At 71.3% G+C, this 18,089-nt stretch carries 14 protein-coding genes and 2 pseudogenes; 8 read left to right on the top strand and 8 right to left on the bottom strand.

The genetic code is table 11. The features are described 5' to 3' along the window. Positions 1-110 precede the first annotated feature (110 nt). On the top strand, positions 111-1,493 hold the full coding sequence (locus OHB49_RS29540) for a hypothetical protein (protein WP_329164033.1): 1,383 nt from the start codon (positions 111-113) through the stop codon (positions 1,491-1,493). Between the two features lie 386 nt (positions 1,494-1,879). Here OHB49_RS29540 and OHB49_RS29535 read toward each other — a convergent pair whose 3' ends face one another. From OHB49_RS29535 to OHB49_RS29525, 3 genes are read right to left on the bottom strand one after another with little or no spacing between them, the layout of a single operon-like run. After that, complete coding sequence (locus OHB49_RS29535) at positions 1,880-2,827, bottom strand: 3-oxoacyl-ACP reductase (RefSeq protein WP_329164032.1); 948 nt, start codon at positions 2,825-2,827, stop codon at positions 1,880-1,882. Between the two features lie 43 nt (positions 2,828-2,870). Next, positions 2,871-3,947 (bottom strand): Zn-dependent alcohol dehydrogenase, encoded by a 1,077-nt coding sequence (locus OHB49_RS29530; RefSeq protein WP_329164031.1) that lies wholly within the window; start codon positions 3,945-3,947, stop codon positions 2,871-2,873. Between the two features lie 46 nt (positions 3,948-3,993). Further along, on the bottom strand, positions 3,994-4,848 hold the full coding sequence (locus tag OHB49_RS29525) for a MaoC/PaaZ C-terminal domain-containing protein (RefSeq protein ID WP_329164030.1): 855 nt from the start codon (positions 4,846-4,848) through the stop codon (positions 3,994-3,996). A 283-nt stretch (positions 4,849-5,131) separates the two neighbouring features. On the opposite strand from OHB49_RS29525, the gene OHB49_RS29520 reads away from it, so the two are divergent. Genes OHB49_RS29520 through OHB49_RS29505 form a run of 4 tightly spaced genes read left to right on the top strand, consistent with a single transcriptional unit; the run spans position 5,132 to position 8,662 of the window. Continuing rightward, positions 5,132-6,067, top strand: a complete 936-nt coding sequence (locus tag OHB49_RS29520) for an ABC transporter ATP-binding protein (RefSeq protein WP_329164029.1) — start codon at positions 5,132-5,134, stop codon at positions 6,065-6,067. Continuing rightward, positions 6,067-6,792 carry an ABC transporter permease gene (locus tag OHB49_RS29515; protein WP_329164028.1) on the top strand — a complete coding sequence of 242 codons (726 nt, stop codon included), beginning with the start codon at positions 6,067-6,069 and terminating at the stop codon, positions 6,790-6,792. Before OHB49_RS29520 ends, OHB49_RS29515 begins: the two co-directional genes overlap by 1 nt. 11 nt (positions 6,793-6,803) lie before the next feature. Then, a complete protein-coding gene (locus tag OHB49_RS29510) occupies positions 6,804-8,024 on the top strand; it encodes a sensor histidine kinase (protein ID WP_329164027.1) in 1,221 nt (406 codons plus the stop codon). A gap of 5 nt (positions 8,025-8,029) precedes the next feature. After that, positions 8,030-8,662, top strand: coding sequence for a response regulator transcription factor (locus OHB49_RS29505; protein WP_030970500.1), 633 nt, complete (start codon positions 8,030-8,032; stop codon positions 8,660-8,662). A 28-nt stretch (positions 8,663-8,690) separates the two neighbouring features. Here OHB49_RS29505 and OHB49_RS29500 read toward each other — a convergent pair whose 3' ends face one another. The 4 genes and pseudogenes from OHB49_RS29500 to OHB49_RS29485 all read right to left on the bottom strand — a co-directional run bounded on the left by OHB49_RS29500 (position 8,691) and on the right by OHB49_RS29485 (position 14,034). Beyond that, positions 8,691-10,217: an MFS transporter gene (locus OHB49_RS29500; RefSeq protein WP_329164026.1), complete on the bottom strand. Its 1,527-nt coding sequence runs from the start codon at positions 10,215-10,217 to the stop codon at positions 8,691-8,693. A 251-nt stretch (positions 10,218-10,468) separates the two neighbouring features. Beyond that, a complete protein-coding gene (locus OHB49_RS29495) occupies positions 10,469-11,662 on the bottom strand; it encodes a lipid-transfer protein (RefSeq protein ID WP_329164025.1) in 1,194 nt (397 codons plus the stop codon). Between the two features lie 72 nt (positions 11,663-11,734). Beyond that, a pseudogene (locus OHB49_RS29490) lies at positions 11,735-11,863 on the bottom strand (acyl-CoA dehydrogenase); the annotation flags it as partial. Next, positions 11,860-14,034, bottom strand: coding sequence for an acyl-CoA dehydrogenase (locus OHB49_RS29485; protein ID WP_329164024.1), 2,175 nt, complete (start codon positions 14,032-14,034; stop codon positions 11,860-11,862). The gene OHB49_RS29485 and the pseudogene OHB49_RS29490, both read right to left, overlap by 4 nt. 249 nt (positions 14,035-14,283) lie before the next feature. Here OHB49_RS29485 and OHB49_RS29480 point away from each other — a divergent pair, with 249 nt between their 5' ends. Continuing rightward, positions 14,284-16,083 (top strand): MFS transporter, encoded by a 1,800-nt coding sequence (locus OHB49_RS29480; RefSeq protein WP_329164023.1) that lies wholly within the window; start codon positions 14,284-14,286, stop codon positions 16,081-16,083. On the opposite strand, the pseudogene OHB49_RS29475 reads toward OHB49_RS29480, so the two are convergent. Continuing rightward, positions 16,046-16,195, bottom strand: a pseudogene (locus tag OHB49_RS29475) (dipeptidase PepE); the annotation flags it as partial. The gene OHB49_RS29480 and the pseudogene OHB49_RS29475 sit on opposite strands and share 38 nt — an antisense overlap. Positions 16,196-16,439: 244 nt before the next feature. Between OHB49_RS29475 and OHB49_RS29470 the strand changes: the two are divergent. After that, entirely contained in the window at positions 16,440-17,084 is a 645-nt protein-coding gene (locus OHB49_RS29470; protein WP_030970492.1) for a class I SAM-dependent methyltransferase, read from the top strand. A 22-nt stretch (positions 17,085-17,106) separates the two neighbouring features. Beyond that, on the top strand, positions 17,107-18,048 hold the full coding sequence (locus tag OHB49_RS29465) for an N-acetylmuramoyl-L-alanine amidase (RefSeq protein WP_329164022.1): 942 nt from the start codon (positions 17,107-17,109) through the stop codon (positions 18,046-18,048). The last annotated feature ends 41 nt before the right edge of the window (positions 18,049-18,089 follow it).

Here is an 18,089-nt window from a genome sequence, read left to right as displayed (position 1 = left end):
CCCCCTCAGGTGAATCCGGGCATCACCACCCTTATGTGTGAAGTGACGGTTCTCGTGTTGTTCGGCAGGAAGTGCGAAAACTAGCTTCGGTTGCTGGAGGTGACGAGTCCATGACTGCCTGTGCCATCGAAGGTGACACCACCGGGGCCGCCGCGACGGTGAACCCCGTGCCGGGAGAAGCGGGAAAAGCGGGAGAAGCGGAAGGACCCGGGGGCCGGGAGGAGCCGGAGGAACCCGAGAGGCCGGAGGCAGCCCGGGGGCCGGAGGGCGTCTGGGTGCCGTACGAACCGGCGAAGTCCCACGGGGTCGTTGATCCGCTCGTGCCTGATGAGTCCGGTGAGCCGGGTGGTGGCGTCAGGGCCACCACAGGCGCGGCCGCGTTCACCATCGCCGCCGACGGTTCGTACGCCGCACGGCTCACGCTCTCCGGAGCGGTGGACGCCGCGGCCTGGTTCCCCGAGCGCTGGACGCTCGACGGGCATGAGCCGTACGCCGTGCCGCTTCCGCTCGGCCAGCCGGAGGAGCTCGACTCCGATGTGCTGCCGCTCGCCGACGGTCGCGTACTGATCCGGCGCCAGGTGGCGGACCGTCACACCTTCTCGCTGCTCTATCCGACCGGACCCGGCACCGGCGAACTGCCGCTCGGCGCCCTCGAGTGCGCGGACGGCGCGCGCCTGACTCTGCTGCCGCCCTCGCCGGACGGTGCGAGTGCGTACGCCCTTTCGGTCGGGGAACATTCCACCGCCGTCTGGCTGGTGGCGGGCGGCGCGTTCGGACCGGTTCATGTCGCGGACGTGCCGGGGCGGTGTTCCGGCGGGGTCTGGCTGGACCGGGCCGGGCGGCTGCTTGCTCTGGACCGGGAGCCCGTGGGCGGCGGTCCGGTGAAGGCGGTCGCCGTGGACCTGGGACGGGGCGGCGAGGTGACGCCGCTGCTGCAGATCGCGCCGGACAGCAACGACCGGCTGCTGCTCGCCGATGCGGACAGCGGGCTGCTGCTGATCCGCTCCGACGCGCCGGGCCACGACCGGCTCGGGTGGGGGGTGCTCGGCAGCTGTCTGCCGGTGCGCTTCCCCGAGTGCCTGCGTCCGGCGGATGTGGCGGTGACGCCGTTCGCCGTGCAGCCGGGGCAGATGCTGATGCCGGAGAGCTGTGCGGTGGCGCTGCGGATCGACGGTGCGGCCGGCAGCTGGGTCGGGGTGTGGCGGCCGACGGGACGCCGGCTGCATCAACTCGCCGCTCCCGAAGGGTGGCTGGCCGGGTCCGGGCTGTGGACCAGGGACGGTGTGCTCAAGCTTCCGTACGCGAACGGGGACGTGCCGTGCGGGGTGGCCCTGGTGGAGGCACCGGTGGACGAGGAACGCGGCGTCGGGCCGGCATGGGCGGCGGCCACGGAAAGCGGTATGCAACCGTCCGCGGCTGCCACGCCTCCTGCAGTGTGCAAGCCGGTTCCACTGGGGCAGGCGCCTCTCGTGGGGCGTACGGCTCCTGGTTAAGATTCCGGGCCTGGGGGCTACACAGCAAATCGGCGCGGTTGCCGACGGTGACCGCTTCGGGTGGCGGTGGCGCGATGGTCCCGGTGACACACACGTAAGCGATCACAACGGGGTGACTTCCCACATGTCTGAAGCCCGAACCGACACGACCCAGACGCGCCCGCCGGGGGCGGACGCCGAACGGGCCGAAGCCGGCGGCTCCGGAAAGCACCGAGGCGGTGTGTCGATGGACAGCACCGACGCGCAGCCGCACGGTCGCCACCGGCGCCCCTCCGAGGGGGGCCGCAGGGCGGCCTGACCGCATCGAAAACGACGAGGGAAGGAAGGGCCTCCACAGCACCCTCATGTGCTGCGGAGGCCCTTCCTCGTGCGCTGGCCCGGAAGCGTCAGTCCCGCTTGAGTCCCAGCACCTCCGCCGCCGCGAACGTCTCGTTCGCCGGGCGGTCCTCGTAGTACGGGGAGATCAGCTCGTCCAGCTCGTCGAACGAGAAGGTCTCCTTGGACGAGTCGAACTTCGCCGCCACCCTGGGGCGTTCCACGATCGCGACCATCCCGCCGTGCGCCACGAGCAGCTGTCCGTTGACCTTGGCGGCCGCCGGCGAGGCCAGATAGCCGACCAGGGGGGAGACATGCTCGGGGGCCAGCGCATCGAGCCGGCCGTCCGTCGGTTTCTCGAAGCCCGCGAAGACGTCCTCCGTCATGCGAGTGCGGGCCCGTGGGCAGATCGCGTTGGCCGTGACGCCGTACTTGGCGAGGGCCAGGGCGGTGGAGGTGGTGAGCCCGACGATGCCGCCCTTGGCCGCCGCGTAGTTCGGCTGACCCGCCGAGCCCGCGAGGAACGCCTCGGACGAGGTGTTGACGATCCGGCCGTAGACCGGGGAGCCGGACTCCTTGGATCGGGCGCGCCAGTGGGACGCGGCGAAGTGGGTGGTGTTGAAGTGGCCCTTGAGGTGGACCCGGATGACGGAGTCCCACTCGTCCTCGGTCATCGAGAAGACCATCCGGTCGCGCAGGATCCCCGCGTTGTTGACCAGGATGTCGAGCTTGCCGTACGCGCTGACGGCCAGTTCGACCAGGGCGCGGGCCTGCTCGTGGTCGGAGACGTCGCCGAGGTGGGCGACCGCGCGGCCGCCGGCCGCGCGGATCTCCTCGGCGACCTCCTCGGCGGGTGCCGCGGACGCCTCACCGGAGCCGTCGCGGCCCGGCTGCCCGTAGTCGTTGACGACGACGGACGCGCCGAGCCGGGCCAGTTCCAGCGCCTCGGCGCGCCCGAGCCCACGGCCCGCGCCGGTGACGACCGCGGACAGCCCGTCCAGGGGAAGGGTTTGTGACATCGGAACCTCGGAGTCCTCTCGGGGCACGGTGACTGACTGACAGTCAGAGTTCGATGCAGGTACGCAGCGCCTCGCCGGTCCTCATCTGGTCGAGGGCGTCATTGATCTCGGCGAGCTGCACCCGGTGGGTGATCATCGATTCGAGGTCGATCCGGCCCGCACGCCAGAGTGCGATGGCCCGTTCGTACGACCGGAGCACGTCCCCTCCGCCGTACATGGAGGGCAGGATCCGCTTCTCGTCGAAGAACAACTCGAACATGTTGACCTGGAAGTTGTCGTCCATCGCACCCGCGCCGACGATGCAGAGTGTGCCGCCGCGCCGGGTGTTCTCGTACGCCGTGCGGGCCGTGACCGACTTGCCGACGACCTCGAAGACGTAGTCGAAACCCTCACCGGCGGTGATCCGCTGCTTGGCGTCGGCGAGTCCGTCCGGTGCGACCGCCTCGGTCGCACCGAACCGCAGAGCCGCCTCGCGCCGGGACGCGACCGGGTCGACCGCGACGATCTGGGCGGCGCCCTGCACCCTGGCGCCCTGGATGGTGGAGATGCCGACACCGCCGCAGCCGATCACGGCCACCGACGAACCGGCCTCCACCTGCGCCGTGTTGATCGCGGCGCCGAGTCCGGTGGTGACTCCGCAGCCGATCAGCGCGGCGATCTCGAAGGGCACGTCGTCAGGGATCGGCACCGCGCAGCCCGCGTCGACGACGACCTCCTCGGTGAAGGTGCCGGTCCCGGCGAAGCCGAAGACATCGCCGCCGGGGCGCTTGAAGTTGGGCGTACCCGCATTCATGAAGCCGGCCAGACAGAGCTGCGTCTGGCCGCGCCTGCAGGCGGGACATGTCCCGCAGGCGGGCAGCCAGCAGACCAGCACCCGGTCCCCCGCGCTCAGCCCGGTCACACCGTCGCCGATGTCGATGACCTCGCCGGCCCCTTCGTGGCCGGGGATGAAGGGCGCGGGCTGCGGCAGCACGCCGCTCATCGCCGAGACGTCGGAGTGGCACAGTCCGGTGGCCCGGACTCGGAGCTTGACCTTGCCGGGGCCGAAGCCCACCGCCTCGACGTCGTCGAGGACTTCCAGTTTGTCCTGACCTATCTCGTGCAGTACGGCTGCGCGCATGGTGCGGCTCCCCTCACGTCGTGGCGTGTGTCGGTCCTTGGGCGATTCAGGAGTGTTCGACGAGCGTGTCGGCCAGGACCGGTGCCTCGTCCCGCTCGACGGCGGTAACGACGACCCGGACGCGGCCGTCCCCGGTCCACATCCGGATGCGGAGGGTCTCGCCGGGGAAGACCACCCCGGCGAATCGGGTGCGGTACGAGCGGATGCGGGCCACATCACCGCCGAGCAGCGTGTCGGCCACGGCCTTGAGCGTCATGCCGTAGGTGCACAGCCCGTGCAGGATGGGCCGGTCGAAGCCGGCCTTCCGGGCGAACTCGGGGTCGGCGTGCAGCGGGTTCCGGTCCCCGGAGAGCCGGTAGAGGAGCGCCTGGTCCTCACGGACCGGCCGTTCGACCGTGTGGTTCGGGACAGCGGCCATGTCGGCGCGCCGCCCGGACGGCCCGCGTTCGCCGCCGAAGCCTCCCTCGCCGCGGACGAAGATCTCGGCGTCGTTGGTCCACAGAGGGCCCTCGTCATCGGCAGCCTCGGTGCGCAGGACGAGGACGGCCGCCTTGCCCTTGTCGTACACCGCCGCGACCTTCGACGTCTGGACGGCCCTGCCCTCGGCCGGGATCGGCCGGTGCACCCTTACGGCCTGGCCGCCGTGGAGCACGGCGGCCAGGTCGACGTCGATCCCGGGCGAGGACAGCCCGCCGACGACGCCTGTGCCCGCACCCGCGACGGTGGCGAAGCTGGGCAGGACATGGAGCCGGGATTCGAGGGTGTAGCGAAGTTCGGCGGGGTCGGTGGCGGGGGCGCCCGCACCGAGTCCCAGGTGGTAGAGCTGGACGTCCTTGTGGTCCCAGGAGATCTCGGCGGTCCGGGGTTCGGCGGCGACCGCCTTTGCGGCATCAATGGGCATGGGAAAGCTGCTCCTTGATGGTGGGAAGACCTCGGCACGGCCGTCCGCACCGTCGGCCGCACCGAGGTCGTGCGGGGCCGGCCGGCGCGCTCGTTCTAGAACGCGTTCTAGCCGGTTGGCCCTATGTATAACGCAGCTCCCAGCAGTTGTGAAGACTGCTGACATTCCGTCAGAAGCCGTACCGGGCAACGCATGACGACGGGCCGGCGATGACATTTGTCATCCCGGAGTTCGTACATGCGCCTCTGCCGGGACTGCCACCCGACTCCGTAACGTCGGGGTCATGGAAAAGACAACGGGGAGCGGGCCCGCGGTGATCTTCACCGGGGCAGTCAAGACCTTCGGCCGGGCGGCACAGACCGTACGCGCCGTCGACGGGATCGACCTGACCGTCGAACGCGGCGAGACCGTCGCCCTGCTCGGCCGCAACGGTGCGGGCAAGTCCACCACCATCAGCCTTCTGCTCGGACTCGACGAGCCGGACTCCGGTGGCGTGCAGCTGCTCGGCCGGACCCCCGAGCAGGCGGTACGGGCCGGCCGGGTCGGCGCCATGCTCCAGGACGGGCAGCCCATCCCCCGGGTGACGGTCCGCGAACTGATCGCCTTCGTCGCCTCCACCTACCCGAGCCCGATGCCGGTCCCCGAATCGCTCGCCCTGGCGGGCGTCAGCGCGTACGCCGACCGGCGCGTCGACAAGCTCTCCGGCGGGCAGGTCCAGCGCGTCCGGTTCGCCGTCGCGCTGGCCGGCAACCCGGAACTGATCGTCCTGGACGAGCCGACCGCCGCCCTGGACGTCGAGGCCCGGCGGGCGTTCTGGGACGCCATGCGGGCCTACGCCCGGCGCGGCAACACGGTCCTCTTCTCCACCCACTATCTGGAGGAGGCCGACGAGAACGCCGACCGGATCGTCGTCATCGACCACGGCCGGATCGTGGCCGACGGCAGTGCCGAGCGGATCAAGGAGTCGGTCGGCGGCAGCCGCGTCTCCTTCGACCTGGCGGGAGGACCGACCGAGGGCCTGGAACTGCTGCCCGGCGTCAACGCCGTCGAGGTCCGCGGGGACCGTGCCCTGCTGCGTACGGACGACTCGGACGCCACGGTGATCGAGTTGGCCCGCCTCGGCCGGGTCCGCGATCTCCAGGTCTCCCGGCCCACGCTCGAAGACGCGTTCCTCTCGCTGACCACCCCAGCCACCATCTCGGAGAAGGAGACCGTCTGATGTTTCCCTACATCGTGCTCGAGATCCGCCGTACCCTGCGCGACGGATTCTTCATGATCTTCGGGATCGGGATGCCGGTGCTGATGTATCTGCTCTTCACCAACATCGGTGCCGGCGGCGACGACGCGGCCGAATGGAAGGTCATGTCCATGGTCGGCATGGCGGCGTACGGGGCACTGGGCGCAGCCATGTCCATCGGTACGGGCGTCGCGTCCGACAAGTCCCTCGGCTGGCTCCAGCAGTTGCGGATCACCCCGCTCGACCCGTCCCGGGTGGTCACCGGCCGCGCGATCAGCGGTTCGGTGACCGTGCTGCCCACCGTCCTGGCGGTGTTGCTCGCCGGGGCGCTGGTCAACGGCGTACGGCTGGAGGCCGGGCAGTGGATCTCCCTGACGCTGCTGCTGTGGATCGGCGCACTGCCGTTCACCCTGCTCGGCATCGGCAACGGCTACCGGCTCACCCCACAGGCCACCGGGGTGGTCAACGTGGCCGCGCTGATGGGCTTCGCGATCGTCGGTGGGTTGTGGTTCCCGCTCTCCCTGTTCCCGTCGTGGGTGCGCAGCATCGGCGCGTACACCCCCGCCCACCGGTTCGCCGACCTGGGCTGGGCGGCCACGGAGGGCCACGCGCCGTCCGTGGGGACGATCACCGTGCTCGCCGGATGGCTTCTGCTGTTCGGTGCGTACGCGGTCGTCTCGTACCGTCGGTCCGCGAGGACGGCGTGACGGGAGTCGGCATGGCCCGGAACGGATCAGGATCGTGGCGGGAACGGCGCCGGCGGCACCGCGAGGAGGGGCGCCCCGGGCCGCCCGGCCCGTACGCTCTGCTGCCCTGGCTGCTGATGGGCCTCGGCGCCTTCTCCAACCTCTTCCAGGGGGAGACGCCGAACCCCTGGATCGGTGGTCTCGGTCTGCTCACTTTCAACTCCCTCTACATCTCTGTGGTGTTCCGGGCGTTCGTCAAGGAGAAGCGCGAGAGCCCCGGGTCGTACTGGCTGCTCGCCGCGATGGCCGTGGTCACGTTCGGCCTGGCGATCGGCTACGGCGGCAGCTGGCTGCTGTTCTTCCCGCTGCTCTCGCTGGCCTGCGGCACCGTGCTGCGTCAGCGGCAGCTGTTGCTCGGCCTGCTGTGTCTGGCGGCCGTGGCCAGTCTCGTCGCCGTCTGGCGCGGGGACAACGTCTCGGAACCGTGGGCCATCGGATACGGCACCTTCATCTCCGGTGCGGTGACCGCCGCGATCCTCACCCTGTCGGAGACCGTGATGGAACTGCGCGCCACCCGGCAGGAACTGGCCCGGACAGCCGTGGAGAAGGAGCGGCTCCGGTTCTCCCGCGATCTGCACGACCTGCTGGGGCACACGCTCTCCGTGATCGTCGTCAAGTCGGAGGCCGCGCGCCGGCTGGCCCCGCGCGACATCGACGCGGCGCTGCTCCAGGTCGCCGACATCGAGTCCGTCGGCCGCCAGGCCCTCACCGAGATCCGGGAGGCCGTCACCGGCTACCGCGAGGGGAGTCTGGCCACCGAACTCGACCGGGCGAGGTCCGCGCTGACCGCCGCCGGGACCGAACCGCTGGTGCGCCGATCGGGACCGCCGCTCGCCCCGCAGGCCGAGGCACTGCTGGGCTGGGTGGTACGGGAGGCGGTGACCAACGTCGTACGCCACAGCGATGCGACCACCTGCTCGTTCATGGTCGACGGCACGACCGAGCGGGTCCGGCTGACCGTCACCGACGACGGCCGCGGGCAGGCCGCCGAGCCGCCCGCTCCGGGCATCGGCGGCACCGGTCTGAAGGGCCTCACCGAACGCCTCGCGGCGGCCGGCGGCTCGCTCACGGCGGGCCCCGGTCCGGACGGCGGCTTCGTGGTCACGGCGGAACTGCCGGTGGACGCGACGGACGCCGCGGACGGAGTGGATACCGCCGACTGCTCGGTCCCACCCCCTACGCTGGGCCGGTGAACGAGATGCCCCGGAATCACCGGCCCACCAAGGCCGTACGTGTGCTGCTCGCCGAGGATCAGGGCATGATGCGCGGCGCGCTCGCCCTGCTGCTGGGTCTGGAACCGGACATCGAGGTGGTGGCCCAGGTGGCCGCCGGGGACGAGATCGTGGACGCGGCGCTGATGTCCCGTCCCGATGTGGCACTCCTCGACATCGAACTCCCGGGCCGCAGCGGACTGGACGCCGCCGCCGATCTGCGCGAGGAGGTGCCGGACTGCCGGGTGCTGATCCTCACCACCTTCGGCCGGCCCGGCTATCTGCGCCGCGCGATGGAGGCCGGGGCAGCAGGCTTTCTGGTCAAGGACGGCCCGGTCGAGGAACTCGCGGAGGCGATCCGCCGGGTGCTGACCGGCGAGACCGTCGTCGACCCCGCCCTCGCCGCCGCGGCCCTGAGCGCGGGGCCCAGCCCGCTCACCGCGCGGGAACGGGACGCGCTGAACGCCTCGGTGGACGGGGCGACGGTCGCGGACATCGCGGCCAAGCTGCATCTGTCGGAGTCGACGGTGCGCAACTATCTGTCGTCCGCGATCGGGAAGACGGGGACCCGTAATCGCATGGAGGCGGTGCGGGCGGCACGGCAGCAGGGTTGGCTGTAGGCGGCCGGCGGCCGGCGGCTGCCGTGTCTCAGTCGCCGGACGTCCTCGACATGTCCGACGCGCTTGACGTGCCGGACGGGCTCGACGTCCGGGACGGGCTCGATGCACCCGACACGCTCGGGGTACCGGAACGCGGCGAGCGGTGACGCGGCAGCCACAGCGTCATCAGCAGCAGCCCGCCGAGCAGCACCGAGCCCGCCGTGCGGAACGCCAGCGCGAACCCCGCGGTGAGGTCCTCCGCCCCGGTTCCGCCCCCGGTGCGCGCCGCCGCGACGGTGGAGAGCACTGCGAGCCCCAGCGCACCGCCCATCGTGCGCGAGGTGTTGACCAGCCCGGAGACCAGCCCGGCGTCTCCGGACGCCGCGCCCGAGGTGGCGAGGGAGGCGAGCGGGGTGGACGCGAATCCCGCTCCGGCCATCATCAGGACGCCGGGCCCGCAGATCGACGTGAAGTACGAGCCGTCGGCGCCCATCGTGGACTGCCACCCGAAGCCCGCTGCGGTGACCGCCAGACCGATCAGGACAAGATTCTTCGCGCCGACCCGTGCCATCATCCGCGGCGCGAACGTCGAGCCGAGAACGACCGCCAACGAGGTGGGCAGCAGGGCGAATCCGGCCTGCATCGGCGTATAGCCCAGCACCGACTGTGCGTACACAGTCATGAAGTACCACATCGAGAAGGTCGCGGACCCCATCACGATCATCGCCACGTTCGCCGCCGCCACCGCCCGCGTGCCCAGCACCCGCAGCGGCATCAGCGGCGCCGCCGTCCGGGCTTCCACCAGGACGAAGAGCGCGAGCAGCGCGAGTCCGCCGAGCAGCGGCACCAGGGTGGCCGGTGCGGCCCAGCCCTCCTGCTCGGTCTGCACGATGCCGTAGGCGACGGCGGCCAGGCCCGCCGTGACGAGCACCGCGCCCAGCAGGTCGATACGGTGCCGCTCGCGCGCCCGGCTCTCGGCGAGCCAGGCGGCGCCGCCGATCAGGACGAGCACACCGAACGGCACGTTGATCAGCAGGACCCAGCGCCAGTTGAGGACGTCGGTGAGCACTCCGCCGACCATCCCGCCGGCCGCGCCGCCGCCCGCACCGACGGCCATCCAGGTGCCGATCGCCTTGGTCCGGGCGTGGCCTTCGGGGACGGCGGCGGTGAGAATGGTGAGGGTGGCGGGGGACAGCACGGCGGCGCCGAGCCCCTGCGCCGCGCGGGCGGCCAGCAGCTGCCAGCCCTCCTGCGCGAATCCACCGGCCAGCGAGGCCGCGGTGAACAGGCCGAGTCCGACCAGGAACATCCGCTTGCGGCCGTACAGGTCGGCGGCCCGCCCGCCGAGCAGCATGAAGCCGGCGAACGCGATCGCGTAGGCGTTGAGCACCCACTGCAGTTGTGCGGCGCTCAGCCCCAGGTCGGACCGCATGGACGGCAGCGCCACATTGACGACCGACACATCGAGGACGACGAGGAACTGGCCGACGCAGGCGGCGAGCACCACCGCCCAGGTCCGGGGTGTTCGCCGGTTCTGCACATGCGCGGGTGTCGTGACGTCTGCCATGGGCGTCATACTCGCAGGCGCCCTGCGCCCCGTACATCGGTATATGGTCGGGCCCCGCCTCCGACCAAGGACTGTCCCGTAATCCCTGATGGATCGGCGTGCGGCGTCAGATGGGGTGCATCACAAGGCGGAGGAACATCCTCATACCGGATGTATTCGGGTGTTCCGACAACGGAGGGGGTACCCCCGTGCCGTTGAGGCTACGGGGGAGAGGTGCCGTAGCTGTCGTCGTGCGCCCGCCGGGGATCACGGGACAGCCCTTAGCGACGGAGCAGCGTGACCACCGCCGCGCCGCCGAGCCCGATGTTGTGGGCGAGTCCGACCCGGGCATCGGCGACCTGCCGGGGGCCCGCCTCACCGCGCAGCTGCCAGGTGAGTTCGGCGGCCTGGGCGATGCCGGTGGCGCCGAGCGGGTGACCCTTGGAGATCAGCCCGCCGGACGGGTTGACGACCCAGCGGCCGCCGTAGGTGGTGGCTCCGGACTCGACGAGCTTGCCGGACTCGCCCTCGCCGCACAGGCCGAGCGCCTCGTAGGTCAGGAGTTCGTTGATGGAGAAGCAGTCGTGCAGCTCGATGACGTCGAGGTCCGCGGCCGAGAGCCCCGAGGTGTCGTACACCTGCTGGGCGGCGGCCCGGGACATGGGCGGGCCGACGGCGTCGATGCAGGTGCCGGAGGCGAACGACTCGCCGGTGTCGGTCGTCATGGCCTGGGCGACGATCTCGACGGCCCGGTCGCCCAGCCCGTGGCTCTCGACGAACCGTTCCGATACGACGACGGCGGCGGCCGCTCCGTCGGAGGTGGGCGAGCACTGGAGCTTGGTCAGCGGGCGGTGGATGGTCCGGGCGGCGAGGATCTCGTCGACCGTGTACGCGTCCTGGAACTGGGCGTACGGATTGTTCACCGAGTGCCGGTGGTTCTTGGCGCCGACCGCCGCGAGCTGCGCCTCGGTCGTCCCGTACCGGTCCATGTGTTCGCGGGCCGCGTTGCCGAAGATCTGGGCGGTGGGCGGGGACATCTCGAAGCCGTGGGCGGCGGCCATGATCCCGTAGTGCCGGGCAACGGGCGACGTCCGGAAGTCGGCGCCGCCGTCGGATCCGCCGCCGCCCAGTGCCCCGCGCGCCATCTTCTCGAATCCGAGCGCGAGCACGCAGTCGCCGATGCCGCCCTCGACGAACTGGCGGGCCATCATCAGCGCGGTGGAGCCGGTCGCACAGTTGTTGTTGACGTTGTAGACGGGTACGCCGGTCAGTCCGAGTTCGTACGCGGCGCGCTGACCGGCCGTGGAGGCCTGGAAGCAGTAGCCGACGGGGACCTGCTGCACCTGTTCGTAGCGGACCCCGGCGTCGGCGAGCGCCGCGCTCCCGGCCTCCCTCGCCATGTCCCAGTACTGCCAGTCACGCGTCTCGGGCTTCTCGAACTTCGTCATCCCGACACCGACGATGTAGGCCTTCATGGTCTTCCTCCCGGTCCGCTGCCACGCTTCGACTCGTCTGACGATGCGTCAGATAATGGCAGCGGGGTCCGGTCAGCGGAAGGCTGCGTGACCGGTGAGCGCCTGACCGAGAGCGAGGGTGTGCATCTCCGTGGTGCCCTCGTAGGTGAGGACGGACTCCAGGTTGTTCATGTGCCGGATCACCGGGTACTCCAGCGTCACGGGTCCCGTGGCAGGCCGAGGATGCGCTCGGCGACGACATTGAGCTGGACCTGGGTGGTGCCGCCCGCGATGGTCAGACAGCGGGACATCAGAAAGCCGTGCAGGGCCCGCGCCCCGGGGCCCTCGTCGGTCGCCCCGGCCGGTCCCAGAAGTTCCAGGGCGAGCTCGGCGACCTTCTGCTGGTGGGAGGTCTGGACGAGCTTGCGTACGGATGCCCCGGCGCCCGGTTCCAGGCCGGAGACCTGTTGCATGGTGGTCCGCAGCCCGATGCAGGCGAGCGCGTGCGCCTCGGCGGCGAGTGCGCCGATCCGCGCCCGGTGCGTGCCGTCGAGTTCGCCGGAGCGGGCGATCAGCGCTTCCAGGCCGGTGTCGAAGGTCATCTGGTCGGCCATGTGGACGCGTTCGTTGCCGAGGGTGTTGCGGGCGACCCGCCAGCCGTCGCCGACGTCGCCGACGACTGCGTCGGCGGGCAGCAGGACGTCGTCGAAGTACACCTCGTTGAAGAGGGAGTCGCCGGTCATCTCCTTCAGCGGGCGGATGTGGATGCCTGCGGTGTCCTTCATGTCGACGAGGAAGTAGCCGATCCCCTGGTGCTTGGGGGCGTCCGGGTCGGTCCTGGCGAGCAGGATGCCGTGGTCGGCCCATTGGGCGGCGCTCGTCCACACCTTCTGGCCGTTGATCCGCCAGCCGTCGGCGGTCCGCTCGGCCCTCGTCCGGAGCGAGGCGAGGTCCGAGCCGGCGCCGGGCTCGGAGAACAGCTGGCACCACAGGAGTTCGCCGCGCAGGGTGGGCAGGAGATAGCGGTCCTGCTGCTCCGGTGTCCCGTACGCGAGGAGCGACGGCACCACCCAGGTGGCGATTCCGAGGCCGCTCACCTTCACGCCCTGTTCCTTCAGCTCCTGTTGCACGGCCAGCTGTTGCACCGGTCCGGCGTCCAGTCCGTACGGGGCGGGCAGGTGCGGGGCGGCGTAGCCGGTCGGGGCGAGGGCGCGGCGGGCCGCCTCCGGGGCCAGGTTCCGGGCGGCGGCGATGGTTTCGCGCGCCTCGGCGCGGTGACGGGCGGCTTCGGCGGGGAGTTCCAGGGAGAGCTCGCGGCGAGCTCCGCCTTCGGCCAGCCGGGCGGCCCGCAGCCGGTGGGCGTCCCCGGCCCCGAGCAGCTGGCGCGCCACCACGGCCCGGCGCAGGTGGAGGTGGGCGTCGTGCTCCCAGGTGAAGCCGATACCGCCGAGGATCTGGATGCAGTCCTTGGCACAGCTGTAGGCGGCGTCGAGAGCGGTGCCCGCGGCGAGGGCGGCGACCAGTGCGCGTGCCTCCGGGGCCTCGTCCGCCGCGCGTGCGGCGTCCCACACCAGTGCGCGGGCCTGCTCGACGCGTACGAGCATGTCGGCGCAGAGGTGTTTGATGCCCTGGAACTGTCCGATGGGGCGGCCGAACTGTTCACGGACCTTGGCGTACGCGACGGCGGTGTCCAGCGCCCAGGCAGCGGTGCCGCATGCCTCGGCGGCGAACAGGACGGCGGCGAGGTCGCGGACGGTCCCGGAGCCGATGCGTACGGCACGGGCCGCGGGGACGAGTACGCCGCCGGCGCGGACCTCGGCGGTGGGCCGGGTCGGGTCGGCGCCGCGGTGCGGGCATACGGTCAGCCCTTCGGTAGCGGAGTCGACGGCGAACCAGCGGGTGCCGCCTGCCGCGGCGGCGGGGAGCAGAAGCAGGTCGGCCTCGGCGCCGGAGAGCACCGGGGCGACGCCGTCGAGGAGGTGGCCGCCCTCGCTGTCCACAGCGGTCAGGGTGCCTGGGCCGAGGGCGACGGCGCCGATGCGGGTGCCGTCCGCGAGGGCGCGTGCAAGATCACTCGCGCCTGCCCCGCCGAGCAGCGCCGAGGCGAGTACGGTCGCCAGGTAGGGGCCGGGGAGCGCGGCCCGCCCCGTCTCCTCCAGGACCACGGCGAGGTCGAGGAGTGCGCCGCCCCCTCCCCCGTACCCCTCGGGCAGATGGAGGGCGAGCAGACCCTGTTCCGCGAGCCCGTCCCAGTAACCGGGGCGCACGCCGGGCGCAGAAGGGGCGCTCGCATCGAGGAGTTTGCGGATCTCCTCCGGCGGCACGGTGCGCGCCAGCCACCCCCGTACGGACTGCGCCAGCTCCCTCTGTTCTTGGGTGATTGCGATGCCCATGTGCGGATCCTCGCCGGTCGCGGCCACTGGAACGGCGCAAGAGTAGAACACGTTCCAATCCGATGGAAGGTCGGACAACCGTACGCTTCCCGCCGAGTATCGCGTCGTGTCCCATTCGCCCGGCGTTCACAGGAATACGGCCGACATCCGGAAGTGTTCAACCTGCACGCACTTGGCGGTCACTGCTGCCCGCCGCCGGACCGCACTCCACCTCCACCCCCCTTCTTCCGCTGCCCGGAGGCCGCACGAATGCCACAAGCGACGCACGATCAGCACGCCGGGGAGCAGTCGCTCCCCGATCCGCGGACCCACCGTGCGGGTGGCGGTGTCGTCCCCGTTCTCGCCTTCGCGGGTATCACCGTCGCGGTCATGCAGACCCTGCTCGTCCCCGTCATCAAGGACCTGCCGGCCCTTCTCCACACCGATCCGTCCAACGCCACCTGGGTGATGACCGCGACCCTGCTCGCGGGGGCCGTCGCCACACCGATCATGGGCCGGCTCGGCGACCTCTACGGCAAGCGGAAGATGCTGCTCACCAGCCTCGCCGTCATGGTGATCGGCTCGCTGATCTGCGCCTTCACCGATCAACTCGTGGTCATGATCGCAGGGCGGGCGCTCCAGGGCTTCGCCATGGGCGCCATCCCGCTGGGCATCGGCATCATGCGCGACGAGCTGCCGCGCGAGAAGCTCGGCTCGGCGATGGCGCTGATGAGCTCATCGATCGGGGTGGGCGGCGGCCTCGCGCTGCCCGCCGCCGCACTGGTCGCCCAGCACGCCGACTGGCACACGCTGTTCTTCGGCGCGGCCGGCCTCGGGGTGCTGTCGATGGTGCTTACCGTCCTCGCCGTACCGGAGACCTCGCTGCGGGCGCCCGGCCGGTTCGATCTGCCCGGTGCGCTCGGGCTCTCGCTCGGCCTGGTCTGCCTGCTGCTGCCGATCACCAAGGGCAGCGACTGGGGCTGGACCTCGGCCACCACGCTCGGACTGATCGCCGCGTCCCTGCTGATCCTGGTGCTGTGGGGGCTCTTCGAGCTGCGCAGCCCGGCGCCGCTGGTCGATCTGCGGACCTCGGCCCGGCGCGAGGTACTGCTCACCAACCTCACCTCGGTGATGGTCGGCGTCGCGTTCTACGCGGTCTCGCTCGTCCTGCCGCAGCTGCTCCAGCTGCCGGCGTCGACCGGGTACGGACTCGGGCAGTCGATGGTCGTGGCGGGGCTGTGCGTGGCACCGCTCGGTCTGACCATGATGTTCGTCGCCCCGCTGTACGCCCGGCTGTCGGCCCGCCGCGGCCCCAAGGTGTCGCTGATGCTCGGCATGCTGATCATCGCGATCGGTTACGGGGCAGGGCTCGGTCTGATGAGTGCCGCCTGGCAGACCGTGATGATCGCGGTGGTGCTCGGGGCCGGTATCGGCCTCGCGTACTCCTCGCTGCCCGCGCTGATCATCGGGGCCGTCGACCCGTCGGAGACCGGCGCGGCCAACGGTCTGAACACTCTCATGCGGTCGATCGGTACGTCGGTGTCGAGCGCCGTGATCGGCATGGTGCTGGCCAACACCTCGGTGCGGATGGGTCCGGTGCAGGTGCCTTCGATGGAGGGGTTCCGGACCTCGTTCATGATCGCGACGGGTGCGGTGCTGATCGGCCTGGTACTGGCCGCTTTCCTGCCGTCGCAGCGCGACGCGCTGCGGCCGGTACTGCTGGCCAGCAGCACGGACGGGGCGGAGCCCGCCCAGGAGGCCTCGCGTCCCGTCGCCGGATCGGACGGCTTCCAGGGCAGGGTGCTGGATGCGGACGGCACACCGGTGGCCCGCGCCAACGTCACGCTGATCGACCGGATGGGGCGGCAGGCGGGACTCACCGTGACGGACGAAGCCGGCCGGTACTCCCTGGCCGCCCCGTCCACCGGCACCTTCGTCCTGGCCGGTTCCGCCACCGGATACGCGCCGCGCGCCTGCCCGGCGACGTACCCGGCGAACGGCCTGTCGGCCGAGGTCGACCTCGTGCTGACGGTCAGCGCACCGGAGCGTCGAACCGCGGTGCCGTCGTGAGCAGATGAGAGACGTCCGACCCCACCGGGAGTTCCCTCGGCTCGGCGCCGCGGGTGGACAGCCTGGCGGGGCGGGCGCCCTGCACCCGGGCCTGACGACCGTCGACCCGCAGCCCTCATGACCAGGCTCTGGCAGAGCTGCTGAGTCGATCCAGCAGCTCCGCCGGGGGCCGCCCCGACCCGAGCTCACCCCGCGTATGCCTCCGCCGAACTCCTTCCGGCGGAGGCATACGGCATTCCGTGCGAGCGCCGGACCGATCCCGGAAATCGTGCGGCAGCACCCCCACCGACACCGCCGACCAGGCCGTACGGCACCATAGGGCGCCGTTCGATCCCCGTACCGCCAGGAGGAACCCCGTGGCCGCCGAGCCCAAGCCCGAGATTCTCGCCGCCTTTCAGGCCGCCAAGGGGTTCATGCCGGTGGGTGAGGGGCTCGCCCTCCACGCGGCCGCCACCGACGCCGCCGCGCTCGGTCTGCCGCTGCTGGAGGTCGGGACGTACTGCGGCCGGTCCACGATCCTGCTCGCCGACGCCGCCCGGGCGGCCGGTGTGACGGCGCTCACCGTCGACCATCACCGTGGCAGCGAGGAGCAGCAGCCCGGCTGGGAGTACCACGACCCGACCGTCGTGGACCCGGAGGTCGGCCGGATGGACACACTGCCGACGTTCCGCCGCACCCTGCACGCGGCCGGGCTCGAGGACCATGTCGTGGCGCTCGTCGGCCGGTCCCCGCAGGTCGCGGCCGTCTGGGGCGGGAAGCTCGGCTTCGTCTTCATCGACGGCGGGCACACCGACGAGCATGCGAACGGTGACTACGAGGGCTGGGCGCCGCATCTCGCCGAGGGCGGGCTGCTCGTGATCCACGACGTGTTCCCCGATCCCGCGCACGGCGGCCAGGCCCCGTACCGGGTGTATCTGCGGGCACTGGAGTCCGGGGCGTTCAGCGAAGTATCGGTCACGGACTCGCTGCGCGTCCTGCGCCGTACGGGAACGGGGATCTGAGCCGCCCCGATAGCATCGCGGCGTGCCGTACGACGACAGCGTTTCCCCCACCCCGCACCGCCGGCCCCTGCTCGTCGCCGCTGCGCTCGCAGCCGTGTGCCTGAGTGCCGCGGGCTGCGGCGCGGGCGGGGACAGCGGCGAGGCGCAGGCCCGGCCCCGGCAGGGCAGCAGCGCCACCTCCGCCGCGCCGCCGTCGGTCTCGCCGTCCCGGAGCGCTCCGGCGCCGGACAGGACGTCCGCATCGCCGCCGTCCGCGTCGCCCTCGAAGACCTCGGGAGGCCGGGCGTCAGGGCCGCTGTCCGGGAAGACCGTCGTCATCGATCCCGGGCACAACCCGAACAACCATCTGCACACCCGCGAGATCAGCCGGCAGGTGGACATCGGCACCACGCACAAGGAGTGCGACACCACCGGCACGTCCACCAACTCCGGGTACGCGGAAGCCCAGTTCACGCTGGATGTGTCGCACCGGCTGCGTGCGCTGCTCCAGGCGCAGGGCGCGAAGGTGATCCTGACGTACGACAACGACCGCCCGTACGGGCCGTGCGTCGACGAGCGGGCCCGGATCGGCAACAACGCCGAGGCCGATGCGGTCGTCTCGGTGCACGCGGACGGTTCCGCGGTCGGTAACCGGGGGTTCCATGTGATCCTTCCCGCACTGGTGCGCGGCGGAGCCGCCGACACCTCGAAGATCGTGGATCCGTCGCGCGATCTCGGCACCCGTATCGCGGGGCTCTTCGTCCGCGCCACCGGAAGTGCGCCTTCCAATTACGTCGGCGGCAATACGGGGTTGGACACCCGCAGCGATCTGGGCGGGCTGAATTTGTCGACCGTGCCCAAGGTGTTCATCGAGTGCGGCAATATGCGTGATCCGAAGGACGCCGCTCTGCTCACCAGCGCGGGTTGGCGCCAGAAGGCCGCACAAGGCATTGCCGATGGCATCACTTCCTACTTCAACGGGTAAAGCAGAGGAGTTGTGCGGTAGTTGTGCGGGGGTATTACGGG

It is taken from the genome of Streptomyces sp. NBC_01717, from assembly GCF_036248255.1.
GTDB lineage: Bacteria > Actinomycetota > Actinomycetes > Streptomycetales > Streptomycetaceae > Streptomyces.
Note: the sequence above shows the minus strand (reverse complement) of the source record. Positions and strands in the feature narration are given on the sequence as shown.